Origin of the sequence: Streptomyces sp. NPDC020898, assembly GCF_044333925.1 — a bacterium.
Taxonomy (GTDB): domain Bacteria; phylum Actinomycetota; class Actinomycetes; order Streptomycetales; family Streptomycetaceae; genus Streptomyces.
The window spans coordinates 1-24,149 of the sequence record NZ_JBIRRV010000022.1 but is presented as its reverse complement, the minus strand read 5'-3'; the positions used below and the strand labels follow the sequence as shown (position 1 = coordinate 24,149).

At 68.7% G+C, this 24,149-nt stretch carries 19 protein-coding genes and 1 pseudogene; 8 read left to right on the top strand and 12 right to left on the bottom strand.

Annotation, left to right across the window (positions count from 1 at the left end; all coding sequences use genetic code 11):
* Positions 1-116: 116 nt before the first annotated feature.
* The 4 genes and pseudogenes from ACH4TV_RS41470 to ACH4TV_RS41455 all read right to left on the bottom strand — a co-directional run bounded on the left by ACH4TV_RS41470 (position 117) and on the right by ACH4TV_RS41455 (position 4,457).
* Positions 117-1,212, bottom strand: a pseudogene (locus ACH4TV_RS41470) (aminotransferase class V-fold PLP-dependent enzyme).
* Between the two features lie 66 nt (positions 1,213-1,278).
* Positions 1,279-2,010, bottom strand: a complete 732-nt coding sequence (locus ACH4TV_RS41465; protein WP_398406551.1) for a DsbA family oxidoreductase — start codon at positions 2,008-2,010, stop codon at positions 1,279-1,281.
* Between the two features lie 201 nt (positions 2,011-2,211).
* Positions 2,212-2,820, bottom strand: a complete 609-nt coding sequence (locus ACH4TV_RS41460; RefSeq protein WP_398406550.1) for a DUF1349 domain-containing protein — start codon at positions 2,818-2,820, stop codon at positions 2,212-2,214.
* A 107-nt stretch (positions 2,821-2,927) separates the two neighbouring features.
* Positions 2,928-4,457 (bottom strand): aldehyde dehydrogenase (NADP(+)), encoded by a 1,530-nt coding sequence (locus ACH4TV_RS41455; protein ID WP_398406549.1) that lies wholly within the window; start codon positions 4,455-4,457, stop codon positions 2,928-2,930.
* 156 nt (positions 4,458-4,613) lie between these two features.
* Between ACH4TV_RS41455 and ACH4TV_RS41450 the strand changes: the two genes are divergently transcribed.
* The 3 genes from ACH4TV_RS41450 (at position 4,614) to ACH4TV_RS41440 (ending at position 7,438) form a co-directional block, all read left to right on the top strand.
* Positions 4,614-5,387, top strand: a complete 774-nt coding sequence (locus ACH4TV_RS41450; protein ID WP_398406548.1) for an IclR family transcriptional regulator — start codon at positions 4,614-4,616, stop codon at positions 5,385-5,387.
* A gap of 3 nt (positions 5,388-5,390) precedes the next feature.
* A complete protein-coding gene (locus ACH4TV_RS41445) occupies positions 5,391-5,882 on the top strand; it encodes a GNAT family N-acetyltransferase (RefSeq protein WP_398406547.1) in 492 nt (163 codons plus the stop codon).
* 101 nt (positions 5,883-5,983) lie between these two features.
* Positions 5,984-7,438 (top strand): peptidoglycan D,D-transpeptidase FtsI family protein, encoded by a 1,455-nt coding sequence (locus ACH4TV_RS41440; RefSeq protein WP_398406546.1) that lies wholly within the window; start codon positions 5,984-5,986, stop codon positions 7,436-7,438.
* An 82-nt stretch (positions 7,439-7,520) separates the two neighbouring features.
* Here the strand turns inward: ACH4TV_RS41440 and ACH4TV_RS41435 are convergent, their stop codons facing one another.
* Positions 7,521-8,972 carry an NCS2 family permease gene (locus ACH4TV_RS41435; RefSeq protein WP_398406545.1) on the bottom strand — a complete coding sequence of 484 codons (1,452 nt, stop codon included), beginning with the start codon at positions 8,970-8,972 and terminating at the stop codon, positions 7,521-7,523.
* 286 nt (positions 8,973-9,258) lie between these two features.
* Here ACH4TV_RS41435 and ACH4TV_RS41430 point away from each other — a divergent pair, with 286 nt between their 5' ends.
* From ACH4TV_RS41430 to ACH4TV_RS41415, 4 genes are all read left to right on the top strand, one after another.
* Positions 9,259-9,825, top strand: coding sequence for a SigE family RNA polymerase sigma factor (locus ACH4TV_RS41430; protein WP_398406544.1), 567 nt, complete (start codon positions 9,259-9,261; stop codon positions 9,823-9,825).
* Positions 9,822-10,697 carry a hypothetical protein gene (locus tag ACH4TV_RS41425; RefSeq protein ID WP_398406543.1) on the top strand — a complete coding sequence of 292 codons (876 nt, stop codon included), beginning with the start codon at positions 9,822-9,824 and terminating at the stop codon, positions 10,695-10,697. Before ACH4TV_RS41430 ends, ACH4TV_RS41425 begins: the two co-directional genes overlap by 4 nt.
* Before the next feature lie 119 nt (positions 10,698-10,816).
* A complete protein-coding gene (locus tag ACH4TV_RS41420; RefSeq protein WP_398406542.1) occupies positions 10,817-11,647 on the top strand; it encodes a pectate lyase in 831 nt (276 codons plus the stop codon).
* A 32-nt stretch (positions 11,648-11,679) separates the two neighbouring features.
* Positions 11,680-13,362: a rhamnogalacturonan lyase B N-terminal domain-containing protein gene (locus ACH4TV_RS41415; RefSeq protein ID WP_398406541.1), complete on the top strand. Its 1,683-nt coding sequence runs from the start codon at positions 11,680-11,682 to the stop codon at positions 13,360-13,362.
* A 137-nt stretch (positions 13,363-13,499) separates the two neighbouring features.
* On the opposite strand, the gene ACH4TV_RS41410 is transcribed toward ACH4TV_RS41415, so the two are convergent.
* A complete protein-coding gene (locus ACH4TV_RS41410; RefSeq protein ID WP_398406540.1) occupies positions 13,500-14,654 on the bottom strand; it encodes a right-handed parallel beta-helix repeat-containing protein in 1,155 nt (384 codons plus the stop codon).
* A gap of 261 nt (positions 14,655-14,915) precedes the next feature.
* Here ACH4TV_RS41410 and ACH4TV_RS41405 point away from each other — a divergent pair, with 261 nt between their 5' ends.
* Positions 14,916-17,186, top strand: coding sequence for a family 43 glycosylhydrolase (locus ACH4TV_RS41405; protein ID WP_398406539.1), 2,271 nt, complete (start codon positions 14,916-14,918; stop codon positions 17,184-17,186).
* Positions 17,187-17,189: 3 nt separating this feature from the next.
* Here the strand turns inward: ACH4TV_RS41405 and ACH4TV_RS41400 are convergent, their stop codons facing one another.
* The 6 genes from ACH4TV_RS41400 to ACH4TV_RS41375 all read right to left on the bottom strand — a co-directional run bounded on the left by ACH4TV_RS41400 (position 17,190) and on the right by ACH4TV_RS41375 (position 24,002).
* Positions 17,190-17,987: an HAD family acid phosphatase gene (locus ACH4TV_RS41400; protein WP_398406538.1), complete on the bottom strand. Its 798-nt coding sequence runs from the start codon at positions 17,985-17,987 to the stop codon at positions 17,190-17,192.
* 111 nt (positions 17,988-18,098) lie between these two features.
* On the bottom strand, positions 18,099-19,223 hold the full coding sequence (locus ACH4TV_RS41395; RefSeq protein ID WP_398406537.1) for a pectate lyase: 1,125 nt from the start codon (positions 19,221-19,223) through the stop codon (positions 18,099-18,101).
* A 119-nt stretch (positions 19,224-19,342) separates the two neighbouring features.
* Positions 19,343-20,524 (bottom strand): dienelactone hydrolase family protein, encoded by a 1,182-nt coding sequence (locus tag ACH4TV_RS41390; RefSeq protein ID WP_398406536.1) that lies wholly within the window; start codon positions 20,522-20,524, stop codon positions 19,343-19,345.
* Entirely contained in the window at positions 20,511-21,554 is a 1,044-nt protein-coding gene (locus ACH4TV_RS41385; protein ID WP_398406535.1) for a pectinesterase family protein, read from the bottom strand. The genes ACH4TV_RS41390 and ACH4TV_RS41385 overlap by 14 nt, the downstream gene beginning before the upstream one ends.
* 1 nt (position 21,555) lies before the next feature.
* Positions 21,556-22,680, bottom strand: coding sequence for a pectinesterase family protein (locus ACH4TV_RS41380; RefSeq protein WP_398406534.1), 1,125 nt, complete (start codon positions 22,678-22,680; stop codon positions 21,556-21,558).
* Positions 22,681-22,682: 2 nt separating this feature from the next.
* Complete coding sequence (locus ACH4TV_RS41375) at positions 22,683-24,002, bottom strand: polysaccharide lyase family 1 protein (protein ID WP_398406533.1); 1,320 nt, start codon at positions 24,000-24,002, stop codon at positions 22,683-22,685.
* Between the last annotated feature and the right edge of the window lie 147 nt (positions 24,003-24,149).

Sequence of the window (24,149 nt, the reverse complement as noted above, 5' to 3'; positions counted from 1 at the left end):
AGCCGCAATCGGACACAGCATTGAGGCCAGGGATTTCACTCCGGTGAAGTAGCTCTTCTCCGGCCGCAGGGCGGCCCGTTCACCGGGCCGCCCTGCGCCGTGTACCGGCCGTCGGTTCAGCCGGACAGGACGTCCAGGAGCCGGTCGACGTCCGAGGGCGTGTTGTAGAGGTGGAAGGCCGCGCGCAGATTTCCGGCCCGGTCGGAGACCTCGACCCCGGCGCGGCTCAACTCGGCCTGCCGGTGCCCGAGTTTCGGTACGGACACGATGGCCGAGCCGGGGGCGGGGACGGGCTGGTGGCCCAGTCGGTCCAGCCCGGCGCGGAACCGGTCGGCGAGCGCGAGGTCGTGGGCGCGTACGGTGTCGACGCCCAACTCCTCGATCAGGGCGAGGGAGTGGCGGGCGCCGGCGTAGGAGAACAGGCTCGGGCTCTCGTCGAACCGCCGCGCTGAGTGGGCGAGTTCACGCACCGGGCCGTAACAGCTGTCCCAGGGCACCTCGCCCGCGACCCAGCCCGCGAACACCGGCGTCAGACCGCCCATGTCCTCGGGTACGACGAGGAAGGCCACGCCCCGCGGGCAGACGAGCCACTTGAAGGCGACGGAGGAGACGTAGTCGTAGGCGTCCGCGTCGACCGGCAGCCAGCCGGTGGCCTGGGAGGCGTCGACGTACGTACGGGCGCCGTGCTCACGGGCGGCCTCGCGGAGCGCGGGCAGGTCGACGATGCGTCCGTCGGCGGACTGGGCGGCGCTGACGGCGACGAGGGCGGTGCCCGGCCGGACGGACTCGGGGATCCGCTCCAGCGGCACGGTCCGTACCTTCAGGTCCCCGCGTACGTGGAACGGGTTGAGGACGGAGGTGAAGTCGTCCTCGGCGGTGAGGACTTCGGCGCCGGCGGGCAGCGAGGCGGCGATCAGCGCGCTGTAGACGGCGACCGAGGCCCCGGCGGCGACCCTGCGGTCGGACACCCCGACGAGCCGCGCGAAGGCGGACCGCGACGCCTCCACGTCGGCGAACATGTCCTGCGCCTGACCGTCGGCCACCGACTGCACGGCGTCGCGCATGGCGGTCACCGCGCGGGCAGGGAGGAGCCCGGTGCTCGCAGTGTTCAGATAGGTGTTCTTCGGAGCGAACTCGGCACGGACGAGGTTGCGGAGGTTCTCGGAGGTCTCCATAGGGACAACTGTGCGGCCCGTTGATCCCCTCGTCCATTGCCGAATTCTGCACGGCACCGCAAAGGGATGCTTATGCATAGCCCCTGAGCTGCGGTTTTCTGGCCTACTGGGACTGCTGGGGTACGGCGCAACCGTCGGGCCCGCAGACCTCGGCGCCCGCGCCTGCCTCCGACTGGACGACCTTGAGGGGCGCGGGCCGCTCCCCCCACGCCTGGGTGAGCGCCTGGGCGAAGGCCTCGACGGGCTGGGCGCCGGAGACGCCGAACTTGCGGTCGAGGACGAAGAACGGCACACCGTTGGCGCCCAGTTCGGCGGCCTCGCGCTCGTCGGCGCGCACGGCGTCGGCGTACGCGTCCGGGTCGGCGAGTACGCCTCGTACCTCGTCCGCGTCGAGACCGGCGGAGACCGCGAGCTCCACGAGCCGCTCGTCGTTGCCGAAGACGGACTGCTCCTCGGCGAAGTTCGCCCGGTAGAAGAGCTGGATCAGCTCGTCCTGGCGCCCCTTGTCCTTCGCGAGGTGGAGCAGCCGGTGCATGTCGAAGGTGTTGCCGTTGTCACGGTCCCGGGTGCGGTACGCGAGCCCCTCGGCGGCGGCCTGCGCCCCCAGGTTCTCCTCGCCGGCCTGCGCCTGCGCCTCGCTCATGCCGTACTTCTTGGAGAGCATCGTGAGGACGGGCTGGATGTCGCCCTTGGCGAGCCCCGGGTCCAGCTCGAAGGACCGGTGCACCACCTCGACGCCGTCACGGTGCGGGAAGGCGTCGAGCGCCTTCTCGAATCGGGCCTTGCCGACATAGCACCAGGGGCAGGCGATGTCGCTCCAGATCTCGACGCGCATGTCTTCGGCTCTCCAGGTCGTACGGGTACGGAGACACCCTCCGCTGAGTGGATGAACGTTCAAGCAGTGCGGATCATTCCCGGGCGCCTGTGCCCACTCAGGGGCGCGGGGAACTGCGCGACCAGCCCCCACAGACCCGCACCCGCCCGACAACCTGACCCGCCGCCCCCGACGGCGCCCGGCTCAAGCCCAGCGCAGCGCTCAGCTGCCGTCCCGCAGGTCCTTCGGCCAGTCCGGGCGGAACTCGATGTGGTCGTACGTCACCACACACCCCTCCCCCATCGGCGACTGGGTCATGAAGCCGATCAGGGCCGCGTCCGTCTCCTTCTCGTCACCGAGGGTGAACAGGCGGATGAAGGTCCACTTCTCGCCGTCGCGCGAGGCGTGGAAGGCGAAGGCCCGGCCGGTGCGGCTGATCCGGAGCCAGACCGAACTGCCGTCCACGGTGAAGGAGTTGGCGTCGTCGGAGTGTCCCCGGGTGACCACTGTGCAGACGGTGGGTACGTCCGGGGAGTTCTCCAGGCAGAGCTTGGCCCACGCCCGCTCGCCGACATGGATGTAGAGCACCCCGGCGTCGAAGGCCCCCGCGAACCCGACGGTGACACGGGCGATCAGCTGGAAGTCGCCATGGGGTGCGCCGAGCAGACGCGGCGCGTCGGACGCGGGATCCAGCGCCTCCCCGGTGGGCGACACGAACCGGTCCTGCCGGGGCCCGGCCCACCCGGTGAGCACCCCGTCCTCGAAGGACCAGTGTCCGTCGGGCCCATAAGTACGCAGGGGAAAGGGCAGTTGGGCAAATTCCAGGTCCATTGCCTGATTATCGCAGGCCCAGACGGGCGCCCCGATAGGGGCGCGGGGAACTGCGCGACAAGCCACAACGGGCAAGCAGCCGCGAAATCCACCGCACCCCAAAGCCGCTAGCGCTCCAGCTGACCGTTGAATCGACGCGGCAACCCCAGCACGTTCTCGTCCCGCAGCTCGACCGGCAGCAGCGCGGCAGGCGTGTTCTGGTAGGCAACCGGCCGCAGCCACCGCTCAACAGCCGTACCGCCGACGGAAGTCGACGTCGACGTGGTGGCCGGGTACGGCCCCCCGTGATGCTGGGCCGCGGCCACAGCGACACCGGTCGGCCACGCGTTCACGAGCACACGCCCGGCAAGCGGCGTCAGCTCGGCCAGGATCTCCGCCCCGCGTCCCTCGCCCGCGGCCTCCTCGGCCGAGAGGTGGACCGTGGCCGTCAGGTTCCCGGGCAGCCGCGAGAGAACGGCCGTCGCCTCGGCGTCGTCCTCGTAGCGGGCCACGACGGTGACCGGCCCGAAGCACTCCTCCAGGAGCAGGTCGTACGACCCCTCCGACACCAGCTTCTCGGCCGCCACCGTGAGGAACCCCGCGCTGACCGTGTGCTCGCCGCCCGCACCCGGCGTCACCGGGGACTCGACCTCGGGCAGCTCGCCGCGCTCGGCGACCCCGGCGACGAAGTTGTCGCGCATCCGGTGGTCCAGGAGAACACCGGAGGCGGTGTCGCTGACCGCGTCCGTCAGGGACTTCAGCATGCGGTCGCCCGCCGCGCCGGCCGGCGCCAGCACCAGGCCCGGCTTCACGCAGAACTGACCGACGCCCAGTGTCATGGAGCCCGCGAGCCCCGTGCCGATGGCCTCGGCACGCTCGACTGCGGCCGCCTCCGTGATCACCACGGGGTTCAGCGAGCCCAGCTCACCGTGGAACGGGATCGGCACCGGCCGGGCCGCCGCCGCGTCGAAGAGGGCACGGCCGCCTCGTACGGAACCGGTGAAGCCGGCCGCCGAGACCAGCGGGTGCTTGACGAGCTCCACGCCCGCCTCGAAGCCGTGGACCAGGCCGACGACGCCCTCGGGGATGCCGTGCGGGGCCGCGGCCCGGCGCAGGACGGCCGCGACCAGCTCGGACAGGCCCGGGTGGTCCGGGTGCGCCTTGACGACCACCGGGCAGCCCGCCGCGAGCGCGCTCGCGGTGTCGCCACCGGCCACGGAGAAGGCGAAGGGGAAGTTGGAGGCCGAGTAGACGGCGACGACGCCCAGCGGGACCTTGTAGCGGCGCAGGTCCGGGATCGGCGGGGTCGCGGTGTCGTCGGGGTGGTTGATGACGACGCCGAGGAACTCGCCCTCGTCGACGATGTCCGCGAAGGCCCGCAGCTGGTAGCAGGTGCGGGCGAGTTCGCCGGTGAGGCGGACCGGGCCGAGCGCGGTCTCCGCGTCGCCGGCCTCGACGAGCTGCTCCTTGGCCGCTTCGAGGTGCTCGGCGGCGCTGCGCAGGAAGGCCGCGCGGACCGTGCGGTCGGCAAGGGCGGGGCGGGCGGCGTGCGCCGCGCGGACGGCGGCGTCCACCTCCTGGGCCGTGGCCTCGACAGCGACCTGCTCCCGCTGCTTCCCGGTACGGGGGTCGACACTCCAGACTGGTGCTGCTGCCACCGGGGGTCCCTCCAGATTGTGTTGCGAGTTTGTGCTGCCGCTTGAAATGCGCAGTTCTTGTGTCATCCACCAGGGCGTTCGATATGCTGAACGCTGTCTCTGATGATGAATATGCTGTTGGAGACTATTTCCCGTCGAACGAAGGGGTCAAGGGCGATGTCGGCAGCTGAGACAGGCGGCGGGGCGCAGGTCAAGTCCGCGGTACGGACCGTTGAACTGCTGGAATACTTCGCCGGTCGTCCCGGCATGCACTCCCTGGCGGCGGTCCAGGAGGCCGTCGGTTACCCCAAGTCCAGTCTCTACATGCTGCTGCGTACGCTCGTCGACCTCGGTTGGGTCGAGACCGATGCTACGGGTACGCGGTACGGCATCGGCGTACGGGCCCTGTTGGTCGGTACCTCGTACATCGACGGCGACGAGGTGGTCGCGGTGGCCCGGCCGACCCTCGACCGGCTCTCCGACGACACGACGGAGACCATCCACCTGGCCCGGCTCGACGGCACGAACGTCGTCTATCTCGCCACCCGCCAGTCGCAGCACTATCTGCGCCCCTTCACCCGGGTCGGGCGCCGGCTGCCCGCCCACTCGACCTCCCTCGGCAAGGCGCTGCTGGCCACCCACAGCGACGAGCAGGTCCGCAAGCTGCTCCCGGAGACGCTGCCCGCGCTGACCGAGCACACGATCACCGACCGGGAGAAGCTCATCGAGGAGCTGAACCTGGTGCGCGAGCAGGGCTTCGCGGTGGACCGCGAGGAGAACACGCTGGGGCTGCGCTGCTTCGGCGTGGCGATCCCGTACCGCACCCCCGCGCGGGACGCGATCAGCTGCTCGGTGCCGGTCGCCCGGCTCACCCCGGCCCACGAACAGATGGTCAAGGACGCCCTCTTCGACGCGCGCGACCGGCTGACGCTGGCCACGAGGAGGCTCTGAGCGATGCGGTACACAGCTGCCACGGAGGTCGAACTCCGCGAGGTCCACGACAGCGACCTGCCCGTCTTCTTCCGGCAGACGAATGACCCCGAGTCGCTGCGGATGGCCGCGTTCACGGCGCAGGACCCGACCGACCGGGACGCCTTCGACGCCCACTGGAAGCGGATCCGCGCCGCGTCGGACGTGGTGCCGCGCACGGTCCTCGTCGACGGTGACGTGGTGGGCAGTGCGGCGGTGTACGGGGAGCCGGGCTCCCGCGAGGTCACGTACTGGATCGACCGCTCCTACTGGGGCCGCGGTATCGCGACGGCCGCCCTGCGCGCGCTTCTCGCCGCCGTCCCGGAACGCCCGCTGCACGCGCGTGCCGCCGCCGACAACGCGGGCTCGCTGCGGGTCCTGGAGAAATGCGGTTTCCGCGTCTCCGGGCACGACCGGGGGTACGCGAACGCCCGCGGCGCGGAGATCGACGAGGTCGTGCTGACGCTGGACGCGTGAGCCTCGTACCGCCTCACGCGTTTTCTCGCGTTTCATGAATCCGTCATGAGAAACCGGGCGGAAGGGAACGTTCCGCTCGGTGCCGGTCGTCTTCAGACGGGATGAACAAGACGATCAGGCGCGCTTCCGTCTTCTCGCTGCTGCTCGTGCTCGCTCTGCTGGTCAGGGCGACATGGGTGCAGTTCTACGACGGTCAGGCGCTCGCGGACGACAGCCAGAACCGGCGGAACGCGATCGCGTTGTACGCGAATCCGCTCGGGAACATCATCGTGGCCGGCGAGTCGGTCACCGGCTCGAAGGAGACGAGCAGCGGCGATCTCAAGTACCAGCGGACGTACACGGACGGCGAGCTCTACGCGGCCGTGACCGGCTACAGCACGCCGTTGTTCGCGCCGACGCAGCTGGAGGGCATCTACAAGAACGTGCTCGACGGCTCGGACAGCCGGCTGACGACCGTCATGGACACGGTCACCAACGCGCACGCCGCCCCGGGGAACGTGATCACGACGATAGACCCGGATGTGCAGAAGGCGGCGTACGCGGCGCTCGGTGACAAGAAGGGCGCGGCCGTCGCCATCGACCCGAAGACCGGGAAGATCCTCGCGATGGTCTCCACACCGTCGTACGACCCGTCGACGATCACCGGGGCGAGCGACGGCAGCACCTGGACCGCGCTCAACAAGGACGCCGACAAACCGCTGGTCAACCGCGCGATACGGCAGCCTCTGCCGCCGGGTTCGACGTTCAAGCTGGTGGTCGCGGCGGCGGCTCTGGAGGACGGGCTGTACGGGTCGGTGGACGACCGTACGGACAGCCCGGACCCGTACCCGCTGCCCGGGACGATCCGGAACCTGACGAACGAGAATCCGAACGCGCCCTGTGAGAACGCCACGATCCGGGTCGCGCTCCAGTACTCCTGCAACAACGTGTTCGGGAAGATGGCCGTCGACCTCGGGCAGGACAAGCTCAGGGCGATGGCGGAGAAGTTCGGCTTCAACGACGACGCGCAGGACGTGCCGGTGCGGGCGTACACGAGCGTGTACCCCTCGGACATGGAGAAGTCGGAGACCGCGCTGACGGGCATCGGGCAGTTCGATGTCACGGCGACGCCGTTGCAGATGGCCATGGTGTCCGCCGCGATCGCCAACGGCGGCAAACTGGTCTCGCCGCACATGGTGTCCCAGGTCACGAACTCCGACGGGGATGTGCTCCAGGACTACGACAGCGAGGCGTCGACGAAGGAGATCATCAGCTCGGACACGGCCGAGCAGCTCCAGTCCGCGATGCAGACGGTTGTCGCCGACGGTACCGGGAGCAACGCGCAGATACCGGGCGCGACGGTGGGCGGTAAGACGGGTACGGCTCAGCACGGCGAGAACAACAGCCAGACGCCGTATGCCTGGTTCACGTCTTATGCGAAATCTGATTCCACCGGGAAGGAGGTTGCCGTGACGGTGCTGGTCGAGCAGTCGGGGGCGGCTCGGTCCGAGGTGAGTGGGAACGGGCTGGCGGCGCCTGTCGCCAAGGCGATGATGCAGGCTGCGCTGGCTGGGTGAGTTTTCGGGTGCGGCGCCGTCGTGGTTTTTCGCGCAGTTCCCCGCGCCCCTATCAAGGGCGCGGGGTTACCTGTGCCGGAACTTACTTGGTACCGAAGAGCTGCTCGATCGGGTCGATCGCGAAGTAGATCAGGAACAACGCGCTCGTGCCCCACAGCAGCCAGTGGACCTCCTTCGCCTTGCCGACGACCGCCTTGATGAGGACGTAGGTCACGAAGCCCGCGCCGATGCCGTTGGTGATGGAGTACGTGAACGGCATCACGGCGATCGTCAGGAACGCGGGGATGGCGATCTCGTACTTGTCCCAGTCGATGTGCTTGACCTGGGTCATCATCAGGAATCCGACCGCGACCAGGGCGGGCGCGGCGGCCTGCATCGGGACGATGGTCAGGATCGGTGTCAGGAAGAGCGCGCAGGCGAACAGGCCGCCGGTGATCAGGTTGGCGAAGCCCGTACGGGCACCCTCGCCGACGCCCGCCGCCGACTCGATGTACGAGGTCGCCGAGGACGACGAGCTCGCGCCGCCCGCCACTGCCGCCGCGCCGTCGATGAGCAGCACGCGGCCCAGGTTCGGGACCTTGCCGTCCTTGTCGAGGAGGCCGGCCTCGCCGGTGATGCCGACGACCGTGCCCATGGTGTCGAAGAAGTCCGACAGGACCAGGGTGAAGACCAGCAGGACCACGGTGATCACCGTGGTCTCACTGAACGCGCCGAACAGGCTGAAGTCGCCGATCAGCCCGAAGTCGGGGGTGTCCGCGATCTTGTCGGGCCAGGCCGGCGTGGTCAGGCCCCAGCTCTTGATGTCGGCGACCGAGTTGATGACGAGCGCGACGAGCGTCATCGTGACGATGCTGATCAGGATCGCGCCCTTCACCTTGCGCGCGATCAGACCGATGGTCAGCAGGACGCCGAGACAGAAGACCAGGACGGGCCAGCCGCTGAGCGTGCCCGTACCGCCGAGCTGCACCGGGACCGTGGTGCTCGCGACGTCGGGGATGCGGGTGACGAAGCCGGCGTCGACGAAGCCGATGAAGGCGATGAACAGGCCGATGCCCACGCCGATCGCCGCCTTGAGCGGCCCCGGTATCGCGTGCATGATCGCCTCGCGGAGGCCGGTCAGCACAAGGACGCAGATCAGCAGCCCCTCAAGGACGACCAGGCCCATCGCGTCGTCCCAGCTCATCAGCGGGGCGATCTGGAAGGCGACCACCGCGTTGAGGCCGAGACCGGCGGCGAGCGCGAGCGGGAGGTTGCCGCCGACGCCCATGATGATCGTCATCACCGCGGCCACGAGGGCGGTGGCGGTGACGAGCTGGACGCTGTCGAGCTGGTGCCCGAACTTGTCCTTGGCGCTGCCCAGGATGATGGGATTCAGGACAAGGATGTAGGCCATCGTGAAGAACGTGGCGAAGCCGCCGCGTATCTCACGGGTGAAGGTGGATCCCCGCTCGGAGATCTTGAAGAAGCTGTCGACGCTGTTCGCCGCGGGGGGCGCGGCGCCCGACCGGTCAGCCACCTTCTGTGGTTCGGACATGACGGTTACTCCTCGTTGCCTGAATGATCTGTGTGCGGATGCTGGCTGGATTGTTCCTGTGTTGAACCGTTCTCAGGTTTTCTCCGTGTTACGGAATCAGGATCGACCGGTCGTACGACACTCGAAGGGCCGTACGTACGCCTGATACTCTCTCGGCTCTCGCGCCAAACGATCACCGTCTCTTCACTGGCGCACCACAGTGGCCGTATACGTGGACACCCGGCTCCGGCCGGCGGTCGCCGCTGCCAGGGAAAACTCAGCGAAGACTAAGGGGGAGAGGTCGCCCGTGGGCACTGTCGTCGACGACGCAGCCTCCGTGGAGTTCCATGCCTTCTTCGAGCGGCACTACGCCGAACTCGCGCGCCTGGCCCACCTGTTGACGGGCGAGGCGGATGCCGCCGACGATCTGGCGGCGGACGCGCTGCTCGCGCTGTGGCACCGCTGGGACCGGGTGCGGGCCGCCGATCATCCGGTGGCGTACGCGCGTGGCGTGGTCGCGAACCTGGCCAAGACCCGGATTCGCAGCGCGGTCCGGGAGCGCCGGAGGATCACGCTGTTCTGGTCGCAGCGCGAGGAGAAAACGGAGAATCCCGACATACCCGGCGTCGTCGACGTCCAGGAGGCCCTGCGTCGGCTGCCGTTCCGCAAGCGGGCATGTGTGGTGCTCCGGCATGCTTTCGACCTCTCGGAGAAGGACACGGCGCTCGCGCTGGGAGTTACTGTCGGTACGGTGAAGAGCCAGACGTCCAAGGGAATGGCCGAACTGCAGCGGCTCCTTGGTTCGGACGAGGCCCCGCTTCGAATGCGTACTCCGGTGCGCACCACCGGCGGAGCGGGAGGAAGGAACCGATGAGGACGCCGCACGACGAGCTGCGCGCCGGGCTGCGCGAGGCGGCCGAGGCGTACGAGCCCGACCGCGCGCGCATCCTCGCGCGGGTCGAGCGCGGTATGGCCGCCGGTCCCGAGGAGAAGCACACCCGGCGCCGGGCGACGCGTCCCCCGCTGCTGGCCTGGGCGCGGGTCGCCGGTGCCACCGCCGCGGTCTCCGGGATTCTCGCGATGGGCGGCTACGCGCTGGCCTCCGCGGTGAAGAGCGACGAGACCCCGGCCGATCCGACCGTCTCGGTCTCCCCGCTGCCGACCCCCTCGCCGGACGCGACCAGCCGGGCCCCGATCCAGCCGGCTCCCGATCCGTCGGGTGGCAACGCCCAGGACGAGGAGCCGAGTTCGACGCCGACACCGACCCCCACTCCGACGCCCAAGGCCTCGAACACGGCGTCGGCGCCGGCCGCGAAGGGCACCGAGGACGGCCCCCTGTGGTCGGACGGTTCCGTCGACCCGCACAGCAACGACTTCTGGGCGCAGAGCAACGTCACCATCAAGTCGTCCGAGCAACTCACCTCGCTCACCGTCGAGTTGAGGATCGCGCTGACCGGCGGGGTCACCTCCGCGGGTGCCTGGCGGTCGGCTCCGGAGGGCGACTTCGAGCTGACGGTCGCCGAGCGCGACGACTTCCTGGTCTACACGTGGGTGCTCAAGGAGGGCCACACGGTCCAGCCCGGCGAGTGGGTCTTCGCGGGCCAGTACGACCACACGCGCGGCGGCCGGGACGCGAAGGACGACACCTATGCGGTGACGGCCGAAGCAGCGGGTCAACAGCTCGCAGTGAAGGGCGACTTCGCAGGCCAGGACGACAACGACGAGTCCGACGAGGGCGATTCGTGAAGGTCCAGCGGCCCCACAGGCCCAACTCGTAAAGAAATTCAGCAGACTCGGCAACCCTTTCCCCACGGGTGGCGACCAGGAGACGCACACATCTCCTCACCACCCAAGGAACCCGGTTCATGACTGCACGAGTCGAACAGCGCGTCCGCCACCGCCGTCGGGTCACCGGACGACGGGCCGTGATCGGCGGCGCCGCCGCTCTGAGCCTGACCGCGGGGGCGGTCCTGACGACGACGCTGATGTCGTCCGCCGGTGCCACCGCCACCTGGCCGACGGCCAAGGGCAGCAAGGCCGTGTCGTCGACGATCTCGGTGTCGGGCACATTAGACGGCAAGCTGCAGAAGTTCTTCGGCAGCGGCGCGCTCGGCAACGCGAGCCAGGACGAGGGCCAGGACCCGATCTTCGAGCTGAAGGACGGCGCGGTCCTCAAGAACGTGATCATCGGTACCCCGGGCGCGGACGGCGTCCACTGCACCGGCTCCTGCACGCTGGAGAACGTGTGGTGGCTGGACGTCGGCGAGGACGCCGCCAGCTTCAAGAGCAAGAAGTCGACGGCCGTGTACAAGGTGGTCGGCGGCGGTGCGAGGTCGGCCTCCGACAAGGTGTTCCAGTTCAACGGGGCCGGCAAGCTCAGCATCACCGGCTTCCACGTCGAGAACTTCGGCAAGCTGGTGCGCTCCTGCGGCAACTGCAAGACGCAGTACAAGCGCACGATCGTGATCAGTGACATCGACGCGACCGTGCCGGGCAAGGTGCTGGTCGGCGTGAACGCGAACTACGGCGACACGGCCACACTCAGCAAGATCAGGATCTACGGCGATCCCAAGAAGAAGATCAAGCCGTGTGTGCGCTTCAAGGGCAACAACACAGGCAAGGAGCCGACCGAGATCGGCAGCGGAGCGGATGGAACCACCTGCAAGTTCTCGCCATCTGACATCACGTACAAGTAAGTGAGCCTTCAAGTAAGACGGAGTCGGCACCCTTGAGCACGCACAAGAGAAACATCGGTCGTCGCAGGCTGCTGGCCGCTTCCGCCGTGGGCGTGGCCGGTACGGGCGCCGCGGTGGCGGCCGGCAGCGGTCTGCTGTCCTCCGCATCGGCGGCGACTTTCGGCCACACCGACGACGGTTCGAGCTTCGTGATCAACACGGGGGCCTCGCTCGTCTTCAAGATCTCCAAGTCGACCGGCGACCTCACGTCCCTGGTCTACCGGGGCAAGGAGTACGAGGGCTACGGGGGCAGGCACTCGCACGTCGAGTCGGGGCTCGGCGCGTCCACAGTGACCGTCAAGCAGTCCGGGTCGACGATCCTGGTCAAGGTCGCGCACGGGGCGATCACCCAGTGGTACGCGGCCCGCAGCGGCCAGAACAACGTCTACCTGTGGACGAACAAGGCGGACGCCTCCTTCACGGCGACCCGTTTCCTGGTCCGCCTCAAGCCGGGGATGTTCCCGAACGAGGGGTCGGACTCCTGGATCGAGGCCTCCGACAAGGTCATCGAGGCCGGGGACGTCTGGAAGCGCGCGGACGGCACCACGCACTCCAAGCACTACTCGGGCAAGCGGGTCATCGACTACGACCACATCGGCTTCACCACCGGTTCGGCCGGCCTGTGGATCGTGCGCTCCAACCACGAGAAGGCGTCCGGCGGCCCCTTCTACCGCTCGCTGCTGCGCCACTCGAACGACAAGGGCGCGGGGCTGTACGAGATCCTGCACTACAACCAGGCCCAGACGGAGCCGGAGCGTTTCGGCTTGCAGGGTCCGTACGTCCTCGCCTTCACGGACGGCGGCGCCCCCTCGTCCTCGCTCTCCGCGGCCAAGCTCGACACCTCCTGGGTGGACGGGCTCGGCATCACCGGCTGGGTCGGGGCGGCCGGGCGCGGCAAGGTGGCCGGCGTCGGCATCAAGGGCATGGACGCGACGTACCCGTACACCATGGGCTTCGCGAACGCGGGCGCCCAGTACTGGGCGAAGGCCGCTTCCGGCACCGGCGCCTTCTCCTGCAAGGGGATGCTGCCGGGGACGTACACGCTGACCGTGTTCAAGGGTGAGCTGGCCGTGCACACCGCTTCGGTGACGGTGAGGGCGGGCGGCGCGACCGCGCTGAACAGCATCACCGTGGCCGGGGACCCGTCCGCCGCGAAGACGATCTGGCGGCTCGGGGACTGGGACGGCACGCCCGGCGAGTTCAAGAACGCCGAGCTGATGACGTACGCGCATCCGTCCGACGCCCGCGCGGCGAAGTGGACGGGGAACGTCACCATCGGCAGCGGCTCGGCGGCGGCATCCTTCCCGGCGTACATGTGGAACGGCGTCAACGACGGCATCCTCGTGTACTTCAAGCTGACGGCCGCCCAGGCCGCCGCCGCGCACACCCTGCGCATCGGTGTGACGGACGCCTTCTCCAACGGGCGCCCGCGCGTCACGGTGAACGACTGGGTGTCAGCCATCCCCTCGGCACCCGCGCAGCCCTCGACGCGCTCCCTCACCACGGGTTCGTACCGGGGGAACAACCGTACGTTCACGTACAGCGTCCCTGCCAGTGCGTGGAAGACGGACGCGGGGCAGTACAACGTACTGAAGATCAGCATCGTCAGCGGTTCGACCGGAACGGCGTTCCTGAGCCCCGGCACCTCCTTCGACTGCCTGGATCTGCTGGCCTGAGCCCCCCTCGGCCAGTCAGAAAAGAGCGCCCCAGCCAGTGACGACTGGCTGGGGCGCTCGCGCCCCGACAGGGGCGCGGGGAACTGCGCGACCAGCCACAACCGGCCCGCAGCTACCCAACTACCCTTTTCCCGCGCCTAGTTCATGGACGACCCGATGGCCGTCGAGTCCACCGTCAGGAAAGTGGTAGCCGGCAGCAAGCCGTTCGACCGACGAGCACCGTACGCGCTCGCCGGGTCCTTCGACTTCAGCGCCGGCGTCCAGACACCGCTGTCCCAGTTGTTCGCGGCCGACACCGTGGACCGGCCCAACTTGGACAGCGCCCCCTTGTTGCCCACCGCGAGGTTCCTCGCGAGGCGGGCCTTGCCGGTGGCGAAGTAGAAGCCGCACTGGGCGTTGGCGTACGCGGTGTTGCGGTTGAGCAGGATCGCGCCCGTGTTGGAGTTCTCCGTGAACCCGTGGAGGGTGTTGCCCCAGGCCGCGTTGTTGTTGACGAGGTGCGCGACCGAGGCGCCTCCCCCACCGAGCTTGAAGCCGTTGCCGTTGCCCTCGAAGGCGGTGTCGTTCCAGCGGTTCTTGCCGTTGCCGAAGGCCCAGGTGCGTTCGACGGTGACCGGCGAGGAGAACTGCCAGAGGTCGAGCCCGTCGTCCGCGTTGTTGTAGAGGCGGGCGCCGGTGATCCTGTTCCCCGTCCCGGAGCCGAACTTGATGGCGAGGCCGTCGGCGTTCTGGCCGTGGTTGGCGGGGTCGTAGTTCAGGTGACTGTCCAGGTTCTGCACGAGGTTGTCGCTGGTGCCGTCGCCGCGCAGGGTGAAGCCGGAGTCGCCGTTGCTCGCGGTGACGAGGTTCCTGAAGATCCCGCCGACGGACGAGGTGACGACGAAGCCCTGGGCCGGGGAGTTCTGGAAGGTGAGGTTCTGGACCGTCCAGTGGTCGCCGTAGATCCCGGCCAGCCAGGAACCGGCGGGCAGCTTGGAACCGTCGATCCGCACCTTCTCGCTGCCGTACGCCTGGAGCGTGATCCGCGCCGAACTCGTGCCGTTCGCCGTCGACTTGAGCGTGGCCGTCGGGTAGTACGTGCCGGCGCGCACCTGGATGACGGTACCGGCCGCCGCGTTCTTCACCGCGGCCTCCAGCTGAGCGGCGTTGGACACGGTGACCGTGCCGGTGGCAGCGTCGGCGCCGTCGGGCGAGAGGCCGAGGTAGACGCCGCCCGCACCCGAGGAGAGGGCCACCGCGGCGGCGATGGAGAGGGTGCGGGTTCTGCGGTGACGGCCGGTGCCGATGCGCACGGGACGTTCCTTTCCTCGGAGTCGGGACGGTGTTCGCTTCACGATGCGAGCCGGGTTGCGCCCCCGATGAGGTGGGGCCGCAACCCGGTTCTGCTGTCTTGTCGCCGCCCGGCTGAAAAGGGTTGCCGTGGTCCGTACGAAAGCGCACGAAACTTTCGGTCCCACCGGCCTCGTCCGCATCGATTGACGCGCTGTCCCCTGCTGGTGAGACTCCGAGGACGATCACCCAACAGAAACCATCAGACTCCCACAGGATGTGTCATGCGCCCCCACCTCGCCCGCACCTTCCTGCTCCCCCTCATCGCCCTGGCGGCCCTGCTCCTCGCCCTGCTGGCCGCCCCACCCAGCCCCGCCGCCTCAGGAGCACCACCCGTGACGCAGCAGAAGCAGGACGAGCAGAAGCCTGATCCCAAGTCCGCGCAGAAGTACGCCGGTTATCTCTTCGCCTACTTCACCGGCGAGGGCACGGCCGACGGCGAGCAGATCCGGTACGCCCTCAGCCGGGGCAACGACCCGTTGCACTGGCGGGAGTTGAACGCGGGCAAGCCCGTCCTCACCTCCACCACCGGCGAGAAGGGCCTGCGCGACCCGTTCGTGATCCGCTCCCCCGAGGGCGACAAGTTCTACATGATCGCGACCGACCTGCGCATGTACCGCAACAGCAGCGGGAGTTGGGACTACGTCCAGCGCCACGGCAGCAAGTCGATCATGGTCTGGGAGTCCACCGACCTGGTCCACTGGACCGACCAGCGCCTGGTGAAGGTCTCCCCCGAGGCCGCCGGCAACACCTGGGCCCCGGAGGCGTACTACGACGAGAAGCTCGACTCCTACGTCGTCTTCTGGGCGTCGAAGCTGTACGCCGACGACGACCCCGGGCACACCGGATCGACGTACAACAAGATGCTGTACGCGACGACGAAGGACTTCCGCACCTTCAGCGAACCGAAGGTCTGGGACGACCCGGGCTACTCGGTGATCGACTCGACTGTCGTGGAGCACAAGGGCACTTACTACCGCTACACGAAGGACGAGCGGGACCCCACCTCGTCCAGCCCCTGCTCGAAGTTCATCACCGCGGAGAAGTCGACCTCGCTGACGGACACCTCGTACGACTTCGTCGCCGACTGCGTCGGGAGCGGATCGATCGACCGGGGCGAGGGGCCGACGGTCTTCAAGTCCAACACCGAGGACAAGTGGTACCTGTTCATCGACGAGTACGGCGGTCGCGGCTACGTCCCCTTCGAGACCACCGACCTCGACTCGGGCAAGTGGACGATGTCCGCCAACTACCAGCTGCCCGTCAGCCCCCGCCACGGCACGGTCATGCCGGTGACACAGGCGGAGTACGACCGGCTGCTGGCCGCCTATCCGGAGACAGCGGCATCCGTCGTGGACGCCACGGCGAGTGGTCAGAAGGGGTATGCCGTCGTCACCGAGGCTGCCTCCAAGGTCGTGCTGCCGATGCGGCCCGATGCCGAACTCGGCCGCCTGGCACCGAAGTTGTGGGTCGGCGAGGGCGCGAAGGTGAGCCCCGCCTCCGGTACGCGACGTGACTTCCGCAAGCCGCAGAAGTACACGGTGACGGCGGCGGACGGGACGAAGCGCACCTGGACGGTCGAGGCCGTGCCCACCCGCAGCCCGGTGCTTCCGGGGCTGTATGCCGACCCCGACGTCCAGTACCTGGACGGCCGTTACTGGATCTACCCGACCACGGACGGCTTCCAGGGCTGGAGCGGCACGAAGTTCAAGGCGTTCTCGTCGAAGGATCTGGTCCACTGGACCGACCACGGCGTGATCCTCGACCTGGGTCCGGACGTGTCCTGGGCGGACAAGAACGCCTGGGCGCCGGCGATCGCCGAGAGGAACGGCACGTACTACTTCTACTTCTGCGCCGAGCAGGCGATCGGGGTCGCCGTCGCCGACTCCCCCGCCGGCCCGTTCAAGGACGCGCTCGGCAAACCCCTTGTGGCGAAAGGGCAGTTGAGCGGCCAGATGATCGACCCGGCCGTCTTCACCGACGACGACGGGCAGGCGTACCTCTACTGGGGCAACGGGCGCGGATACGTCGTGCCGCTGAACGACGACATGGTGTCGTTCGACGCGACGAAGGTGCAGGACATCACCCCGGACAACTTCCGCGAGGGTTCCTTCGTGGTGAAGCGGCAGGGGACGTACTACTTCATGTGGTCCGAGGACGACACCCGCAGCGAGAACTACCACGTCGCCTACGCGACCGGACCGTCCCCGCTCGGCCCGTGGACCAAGCGGGGGACGATCCTGTCCAAGCGCCCCGAGTACGGCATCAAGGCCACCGGCCACCACTCGGTGGTGAACGCGCCCGGCACCGACGACTGGTACATGGTGTACCACCGGTTCGCCCTCAACGGCCCCGGCAAGGCGGGCGGTGACGGCATGCACCGGGAGACCACCATCGACCGGATGCGGTTCGCGGCCGACGGGACGATCCTGCCGGTCGTACCGACCCTGGAGTCGATCAGGCCGGTCAAGGCCGTCAAGCCCGTCCGGGACTAGGTATCAGCTGACGTAGTACGTCGGGTTCGGGAGCTTGTACGTCTTGTCGGCGTAGCCGCCTTCGAGGTCCGAGTACTGGTCGCCGAAGTTGGCTATGACCTCGTACCCGAGGTCCTTCTCGATGTGCTGACGGGTGCCGGACTTGTACTGCACGGTTGTGCAGTTCCAGGCGGCGGCCGTGGCACAGGCGCTCAGGTAGGCGGGCGGGTTGGCCGCGTCCTTGAGGAACATGTGGTCGGCGTCGAGGTTGATATCGGCGCCGACCTTCTTCAGGTTGGCGACGGCCGCGGCGCGCTGCGACTCCTTCAGACCGGAGTTGTAGAACACCTCGACGCCCTTGGCCTCGGCGTACGCGACCAGCTGGGGCGTGCCGAAGACGGCCGGACGGTCGGCCTTGGCCACGTACTCGGCCCACGTGGCGGAGTTGTAGGTGTAGTTGGACTTCTTCTCGTAGTCGAGGGAGAGCAGCAGCGTGTCGTCGATGTCGAAGACGACCGCGGGCTTCTTGCCCTTGTGCAGCGCCTTGCGGGCCGCCTTGTCGATGTCCTTCTTCGCCGCCTTCTCGATCCGCGCCAGGTCCTGGGCGTACGGGCTGGTGGCGGAGGCCTGGTAGACGCCGGCACTGTCGGGCTTGGTGCCGTAGTAGGTGTCGATCTCCTGGACCAGGAGCCCGATGTTGTGGGGCTCGCGGGTGGAGTTGGCCGTGGACTGGCCGGCGGTGGCCGCGCCGGTGCCGTACAGGGCGGCACCGGCGACGGCACATGCGACGGTGAGCGTCGCGAAACGGAATGGCTTATGCATGACAGGAGTTCTACGCGCGTCACCCTCGGAACGCGAGGCCCGTTTGCCTGATGGATACCAAATCCTCAGACAGTCTTGGCCTCGCGCCCTCGGAACAGAGCAGTGGCAGGGTCAGTTCATCGTCGACCCGATCGTGCTGCTGCCCGTCGTCAGGAACGTCGTCGCGGGCAACGTCCCGTCCGTCGCACGGGCGTTGTACGTGGTCGCCGCGTTCGTGGACGCGAAGGACGGGGTCGATATCCCCGAGTCCCAGTTGTTGCCGGACGAGACGACCGACGAGCCCTTGTTGACCGACCCCGAACTGTTGCTCACCGCCAGGTTCTTGCCGAGCCTGCCCGCGCCGGTGGCGAAGTAGTAGCCCCACTTGGCGTTGGCGTAGGCGGTGGTGCGGTTGATGACGATGGCGCCCTTGTTGCTGTTCTCGGTGAAGCCGTTGCCCGCGTTGTCCCAGGCCGCCGAGTTGTTGATGACATGGGCGACGGTCTCGCCGTCGCCGCCCAGCTTGTAGCCGTTGCCGTCGCCCGCGAACGCGGAGTCGGACCAGCGGTTCTTGCCGTTGCCCATCGCCCAGGTGTGCTCGACGGTGACGGGGGACGAGAAGGACCAGAAGTCCAGCCCGTCGTCCGAGTTGTTGTAGAGACGGGCGCCGGTGATGAGGTTGCCGGAGCCGGAGCCGTACTTCACGGCGATGCCGTCGGCGTTCTCGCCGTGGTTGGCGGCGTCGTAGTGGCCGTACGAGTCGATGTTCTTCACGGTGTTGTTGGTGGTGCTGTCGCCGGTGAGCGTGAAGCCGGAGTCGCCGCCGTTGATGGTCTTGATGTTGCTCCAGACCGTCGAGGCACAGGACTGGCAGACGACCGCGCTGTCCGGCGAGTTCTGGAACGTGATGTTCGAGACGGTCCAGTAGTCGGCGGTCAGCTTGAAGATCCAGTCGCCGTCGGGCAGGTTCGACCCGTCGATCTTGACGCTCTCCGAGCCGTACGGCTGGAGGTGGATGCGGCTGGCGGACGTGCCGTTGGCGGTCGACTGGAGGGTGGCCGTCGGGTAGTACGTTCCGGCGCGCACCTGGATGACCGTGCCGGCGGTGGCGCTGGAGAGCGCGCTGCTCAGCTCGGCGGACGTGTCGACGACCACGGTCGCGGCCTGGGCGGGGGTGGGGAGTACCGCGAGGCCGACACCGGCGGTGGTGACGGCGAGAGCGGTCAGGGACTGGGTGACACGAGTAATACGACGCATGACGTGCGGGTCCTTTGGTCGTAGAACGGGGACGGGTGTGGGGATAGGGATGGGGATGGGCATGGGCATGGGGAAGCGGTGGGGGGTTGGGACAAGCGGTCGAGGGTGGGCGGTGGGGACTACAGGACGTCGTCCAGCCATGAGAAGACGTCGTCCTGCATGGGTGCGGTGAACACATGGCCGAGGTCGGGCCAGATCCTGGTGTGCAGCCGCTCCCCGGCGCGGCGTGAGCGCCAGACGGCGCGCAGCTTCTCGTGGGCCACACGTACGCCCTCCGCCGGGAACAGCGGATCCTGGGCGCCGTGGAAGAACAGCATCGGCCTGGGTGCGGCGATGCTTGCCACGTCGGGGAAGTCGAGGTGCCGGGCGAGCCCGGGGTGGAGCATGTAGTAACTGGACTGGCCGCGCAGCGTGTTGTTGCCGGGGACCATCATTTCCTTCAGCCCGGTCATCCAGCAGACGCTGGCCGCGGCGGCGATGTCGTCGCTGAGCGCGGCGGTCTGCCAGGCGCGGAAGGCGCCCATGGAGAACCCGACAGCCGCGACCCGCCGCCGGTCCACGCGGTCGAGCCCGGCGAGGAAGTGGGCGGCGCGGACGTCCTCGCGCGCCATGAGTCCGGCGAGGGACGAGCCGAGGTTGTACAAGTTGCTTGCCAGGGCCTGCTGTTGGTCGTAGGCGAGCGGGCCCCGGTCGCCCCAGCCGAGCGCGTCCAGCGCGAGCACGACATACCCGCGCCGGGCCAGTTCGTCACCGACGAACCGTCCGCTGAAGTACCGGTCCGCCCAGGTCTGTGCGGAGGCGAGCCGGGTGTCGTCGTACCAGGGCCGGACGAGTTTCTCCTTCCCGATGTCGAACTTGGCCCCGTGGTCGTGGAGCAGCAGAACGGCGGGGAAGGGGCCGGGGCCGTGCGGGGTGAGCAGGGCACCGCGCACGGGCTCGTAACGGGTGAGGGCGAGGGTCACCAACTCCCTTGTGTAGGAAGGGGTTTCGGCGCGGTCGCTGAACTCCGGGTCGTACGGGGTGCCGTCGCCGTCCGGCTCGACGAGGAGCGTCTCCTCCACCTTGGCGCGGGCGATCCGGCGCCAGGCGCGGAAGTCCCGGATACCTGACCTGCCCCAGGCGAGCGGGAAGTCCAGCTCGTCCTTGAGCGCCGGGTGGAAGCCGGGCAGGGGGCCGTCGACGATGACCGACTCCATGTCCGTGGCTGCCTGGGCGGGGTGGGGAGCGGCCCCGTTGATCAGGGCCGCCCCCGCTCCGACGACGAACGCCCGCCGCCCGACCGCCGGATCACGGGCGGGCATACGGGCACCAGTCCCCCAGATACGTCCGCCGCGTGTGCTCCCCGGCCTCGGCCTCCGTCAGCTGCGGCCGGTTCTCCGGCACCGTGATCACCGCGCCCGGACCGGAGTTGCCGTACTCCCGAAAGCGCATGGTCTGCCAGGGATAGGCCTCGCGCATGTTGATGTACGGGGTCACCGCGTCGATGCCCGGGCCCAGCCAGGTGTCCCGGACGACCAGCGAGGGCCAGGCAGTTGTCTCGTACGAGGGCACCCAGGGCCGGGCGATCTTGTAGGCGCCGTCCTCCGCGCCCGAGGTGACCAGCCCGCGCACGGCCAGGAAGCCGTACGGGTTGGCGCGGGCCGTGGCGGGGGCGAAGACCATGCCCTCGGGTGTGAAGGCGACCTGCCGGTCCAGGGTGTGGAAGTGGCAGTGGTCGAAGACGGCCCTGGCCCGGCCGAAGACGAAGTCGACGTCGCCCTCGATGTAGCAGTCGTGGTAGTAGTGCCGGTCGAAGGCGGTCAGTGCCGTCGTGTCCGCGAACAGGGTGTCCTGGTGGGCGAGGAGCCGGACGCGCGTGAACTGCGAACGGTCCCCGGTGACATACGCGGCGACGGCCTGCGTCCCCGTGATCTCCGGGTGGTCGGCGCGCAGCCAGTCGTTGGCGAGGGTCAGCTCGCGTACGGTCAGGCCGGGCGCCGCCGAGGTGAAGGTGGCGGAGCCCGCGGTGCCGTAGGTACCCGAACCGTCGGGTTTCTGGGTGCCGTTGGCGTTGTCGTACACGATGACGGCGTCGCGCGGATCGCGGGTGGCACCGCGGATCGTCAACTCGGCTGCCTGGGCAGGGATGTTGACGACCTCGCGGTACGTACCCGGGTGCACGACGACCGTCCAGCCGGCCCCGCCCGCCGCGACCGTCGCGTCCACGGCGGCCTGGACCGAGCCGCCGGGACGGACATGCAGGACGCGGCGGGCGCCGAACGCGAAGGCGGGTGCCGTACCGGTGGCGATCAGGCCTCCGGCGAACCCGGTGAGCAGCGCGCGTCGGCGCATCTCAGCACCACCCCTGCCGCAGCCACGGCGTCCAGTCGCCCAGATACGCCTCGCGGGTCGCCGACTCGGCCTCCGTGGCCGTGAGTTGGGGCCGGTTCTCGGGGACGGTGATCTCCGCTCCCGGGCCCGTGTTCCGGTACTCGGCGAACCGCTGGCTCTGCCACGGGTAGGTGTCCGACATGTTGGTGTAGGGCGCGACCGCGTCGATGCCGGCGCCGAGGTGGGTGTCCCGGACGGTGAGCATGGGGCGGGCGGCGGTGTCGGAGCTGGGCACCCAGGGACGGGCCAACTTGTAGAAGGCGTCCGGGGCTTCACTCGTGATCCGGCTGTCCGTCACCAGGTATCCGCGCGGGTTGGTGCCCACGGTGGAGGGCGCGAAGACGAAGCCGAGGGGGGCGCTGGTGAGGTCGGTACGGTTCAGGGTGCGGAAGTGGCAGTGCTCGTACACGGCGGTGGCCCGGCCGAAGACGAAGTCGACGTCCCCTTCGGCATAGCAGTGCGCGAAGTACTGCCTGGCGTACGCGTCGCGGTTCATGGAGTCGGCGTACAGGGTGTCCTGGTGGCCGAGGAACCGGCAGTGGCGGAACGCCGACCGGTCGCCCTGCACCTTGATGGCGACGGCCTGGGTGCCGCTCACACCGGGGTGGTCGGCGCGCAGCCAGTCGTTGGCGAAGGTGATCCAGGAGGCGGTGAAGCCGGCGGCCTGGACGAGGGTGGTGGCGGAACCGGTGGTGCCGTACGTGCCGCCGCCGGGCTTCGGGGTGCCGGCCGCGTTGTCGTACACGACGACGACGTCACGCGGGTTCTCGGAGGCGCCGATCCAGGTCAGTTCCGTACGGGTGACGTCGACGGCGACCGTCTCCCGGTAGACGCCCGGCGCGATGACCAGCGTGTATCCGCTGCCGGTGACGGCGGTCACCGCGGCCTGGACGGTGGTGAAGTCGCCGGAGCCGGCCGCGTCGACGTACAGGGTCTGCGCGGAGCGGCGACGGGACGGGGAGCCGTAGCGGCCGAACCGGGGGCGGCCGGCCGCGCGGGCGGGGGCCGCGAGCCCCAGGGCCAGTGCGGCCCCGGTGCTCGCGACGACGAACGAACGTCTGCTGAACGGGAGTTGGGGGCTGGTCATGGTCAGCAGACCTTGCCGGCGCCCGCACCGCGGCTGACGATGTGCGGTACGGCTCGCGGCGAGTCGACCTTCGTGCGCAGGGTGGGCGTCCAGCCGGCGCCCGACTGGAGGGTCTCGGCGGGGATCTCGGCGTTGTGGACGGCGATCAGGTCGGTCAGCTTGCCGTTGACGTAGTTGTTCACGGCGGTGAGCGGGGACTCGTTCCACTTCTTCAGCGCCTTGCCGACCTTGGCGCCGGCTGGCAGGGAGATGGCGTTGTCACTGGCGTGCAGCTGCGAGGAGATGCCGACGCCGAAGATGTAGTAGTCGGAGACCTGCGCCTCGTTCACCACGTAGTTGTTGTTGTAGACGTCGACCTGTCCGAAGCGCACGCGCGGGGAGCGCTGGAGGATGCCCTCGAAGTGGTTGTGGTGCATGGTGACCTTGAGCTTGCCCGCGTCGGTGGTGGCGAGGCCGTCGCCGTTCCCGATCAGCATGTTCTTGTCGTGGTCCTTGAAGGCGTTCCAGGACACGGTGACGTAGTTGGAGCCACGCACGATGTCCGTCAGCCCGTCGTGCTGCTGGAAGACCTTGCCGAAGTAGCTCGGCCGCTCGCTGTCGGGGTAGCGGCCGTCGGTGAACGTGTTGTGGTCGAGCCACACGTGATCGGTGCCGAAGACGACCACGGCGTCGTACTCGGAGTTCCAGTTGCCGGTCTTGTTGTCGTCGGTCGGGTCCCACTTCGGGAAGCAGTCGAGCGGGGCCTCGATGGTGAGGTTGCGCATGATGACGTTCGAGACGCCCTTGATCTGGAGGCTGCCGCCGAGGATGCCGGAGTTCTTGCCGACGCCGACGATGGTGGTGTTGCTCGGGATGTTGGCCTTGATCTCCGAGTCCTGGTTGGCGGCGGAGGCGACCCGCGCGTCCTCCTGCGGACCACTGGCGACCGTGTCGTTGCCCCAGACGGCCGGGTCGTAGGCCTTGAGGTACTCCTGGAGGTCGTAGCCACCGGCGACGAAGGCCTCGCAGCCCTCGGCCACGGCGTCGATCATGCCCTTGACCTTGATGATCTTGGGGGCGCTCCCGCCGGCCTGCAGCGCGGCCTTGAACTCCGCCCAGGTGGTGACGGTGTAGACGTGCTCGGCGGCGGCGGTCGAACCGCCGGTCGTGCCACCCGTGTCGGAGCCCCAGCCGTCACCGGCGGCGAGGGTCTGACGGCCGAGGTCACGGGCCTGAGGGGCGGCCTGGGCGGCGGGACCGGTGACGGTCAGGACGAGGGCGGTGCAGCCGAGCAGCACAGCGGCCTTAGCGGTGACATGATCATGACACGAGCGAACGTTCATGGTGCGGCTCTCCTCTTGAAGGACCTGGGGGTTCTGAGGGCTCTGGTGGTTCTGGGGGGTGCCCCTATCTCTTTCGTCAAGGGGCGGGTCGGTTGATTGGTGATGTTTCAGGCGGCTTGGGGGACGGCTTGAGGTTCGAAGAACGTG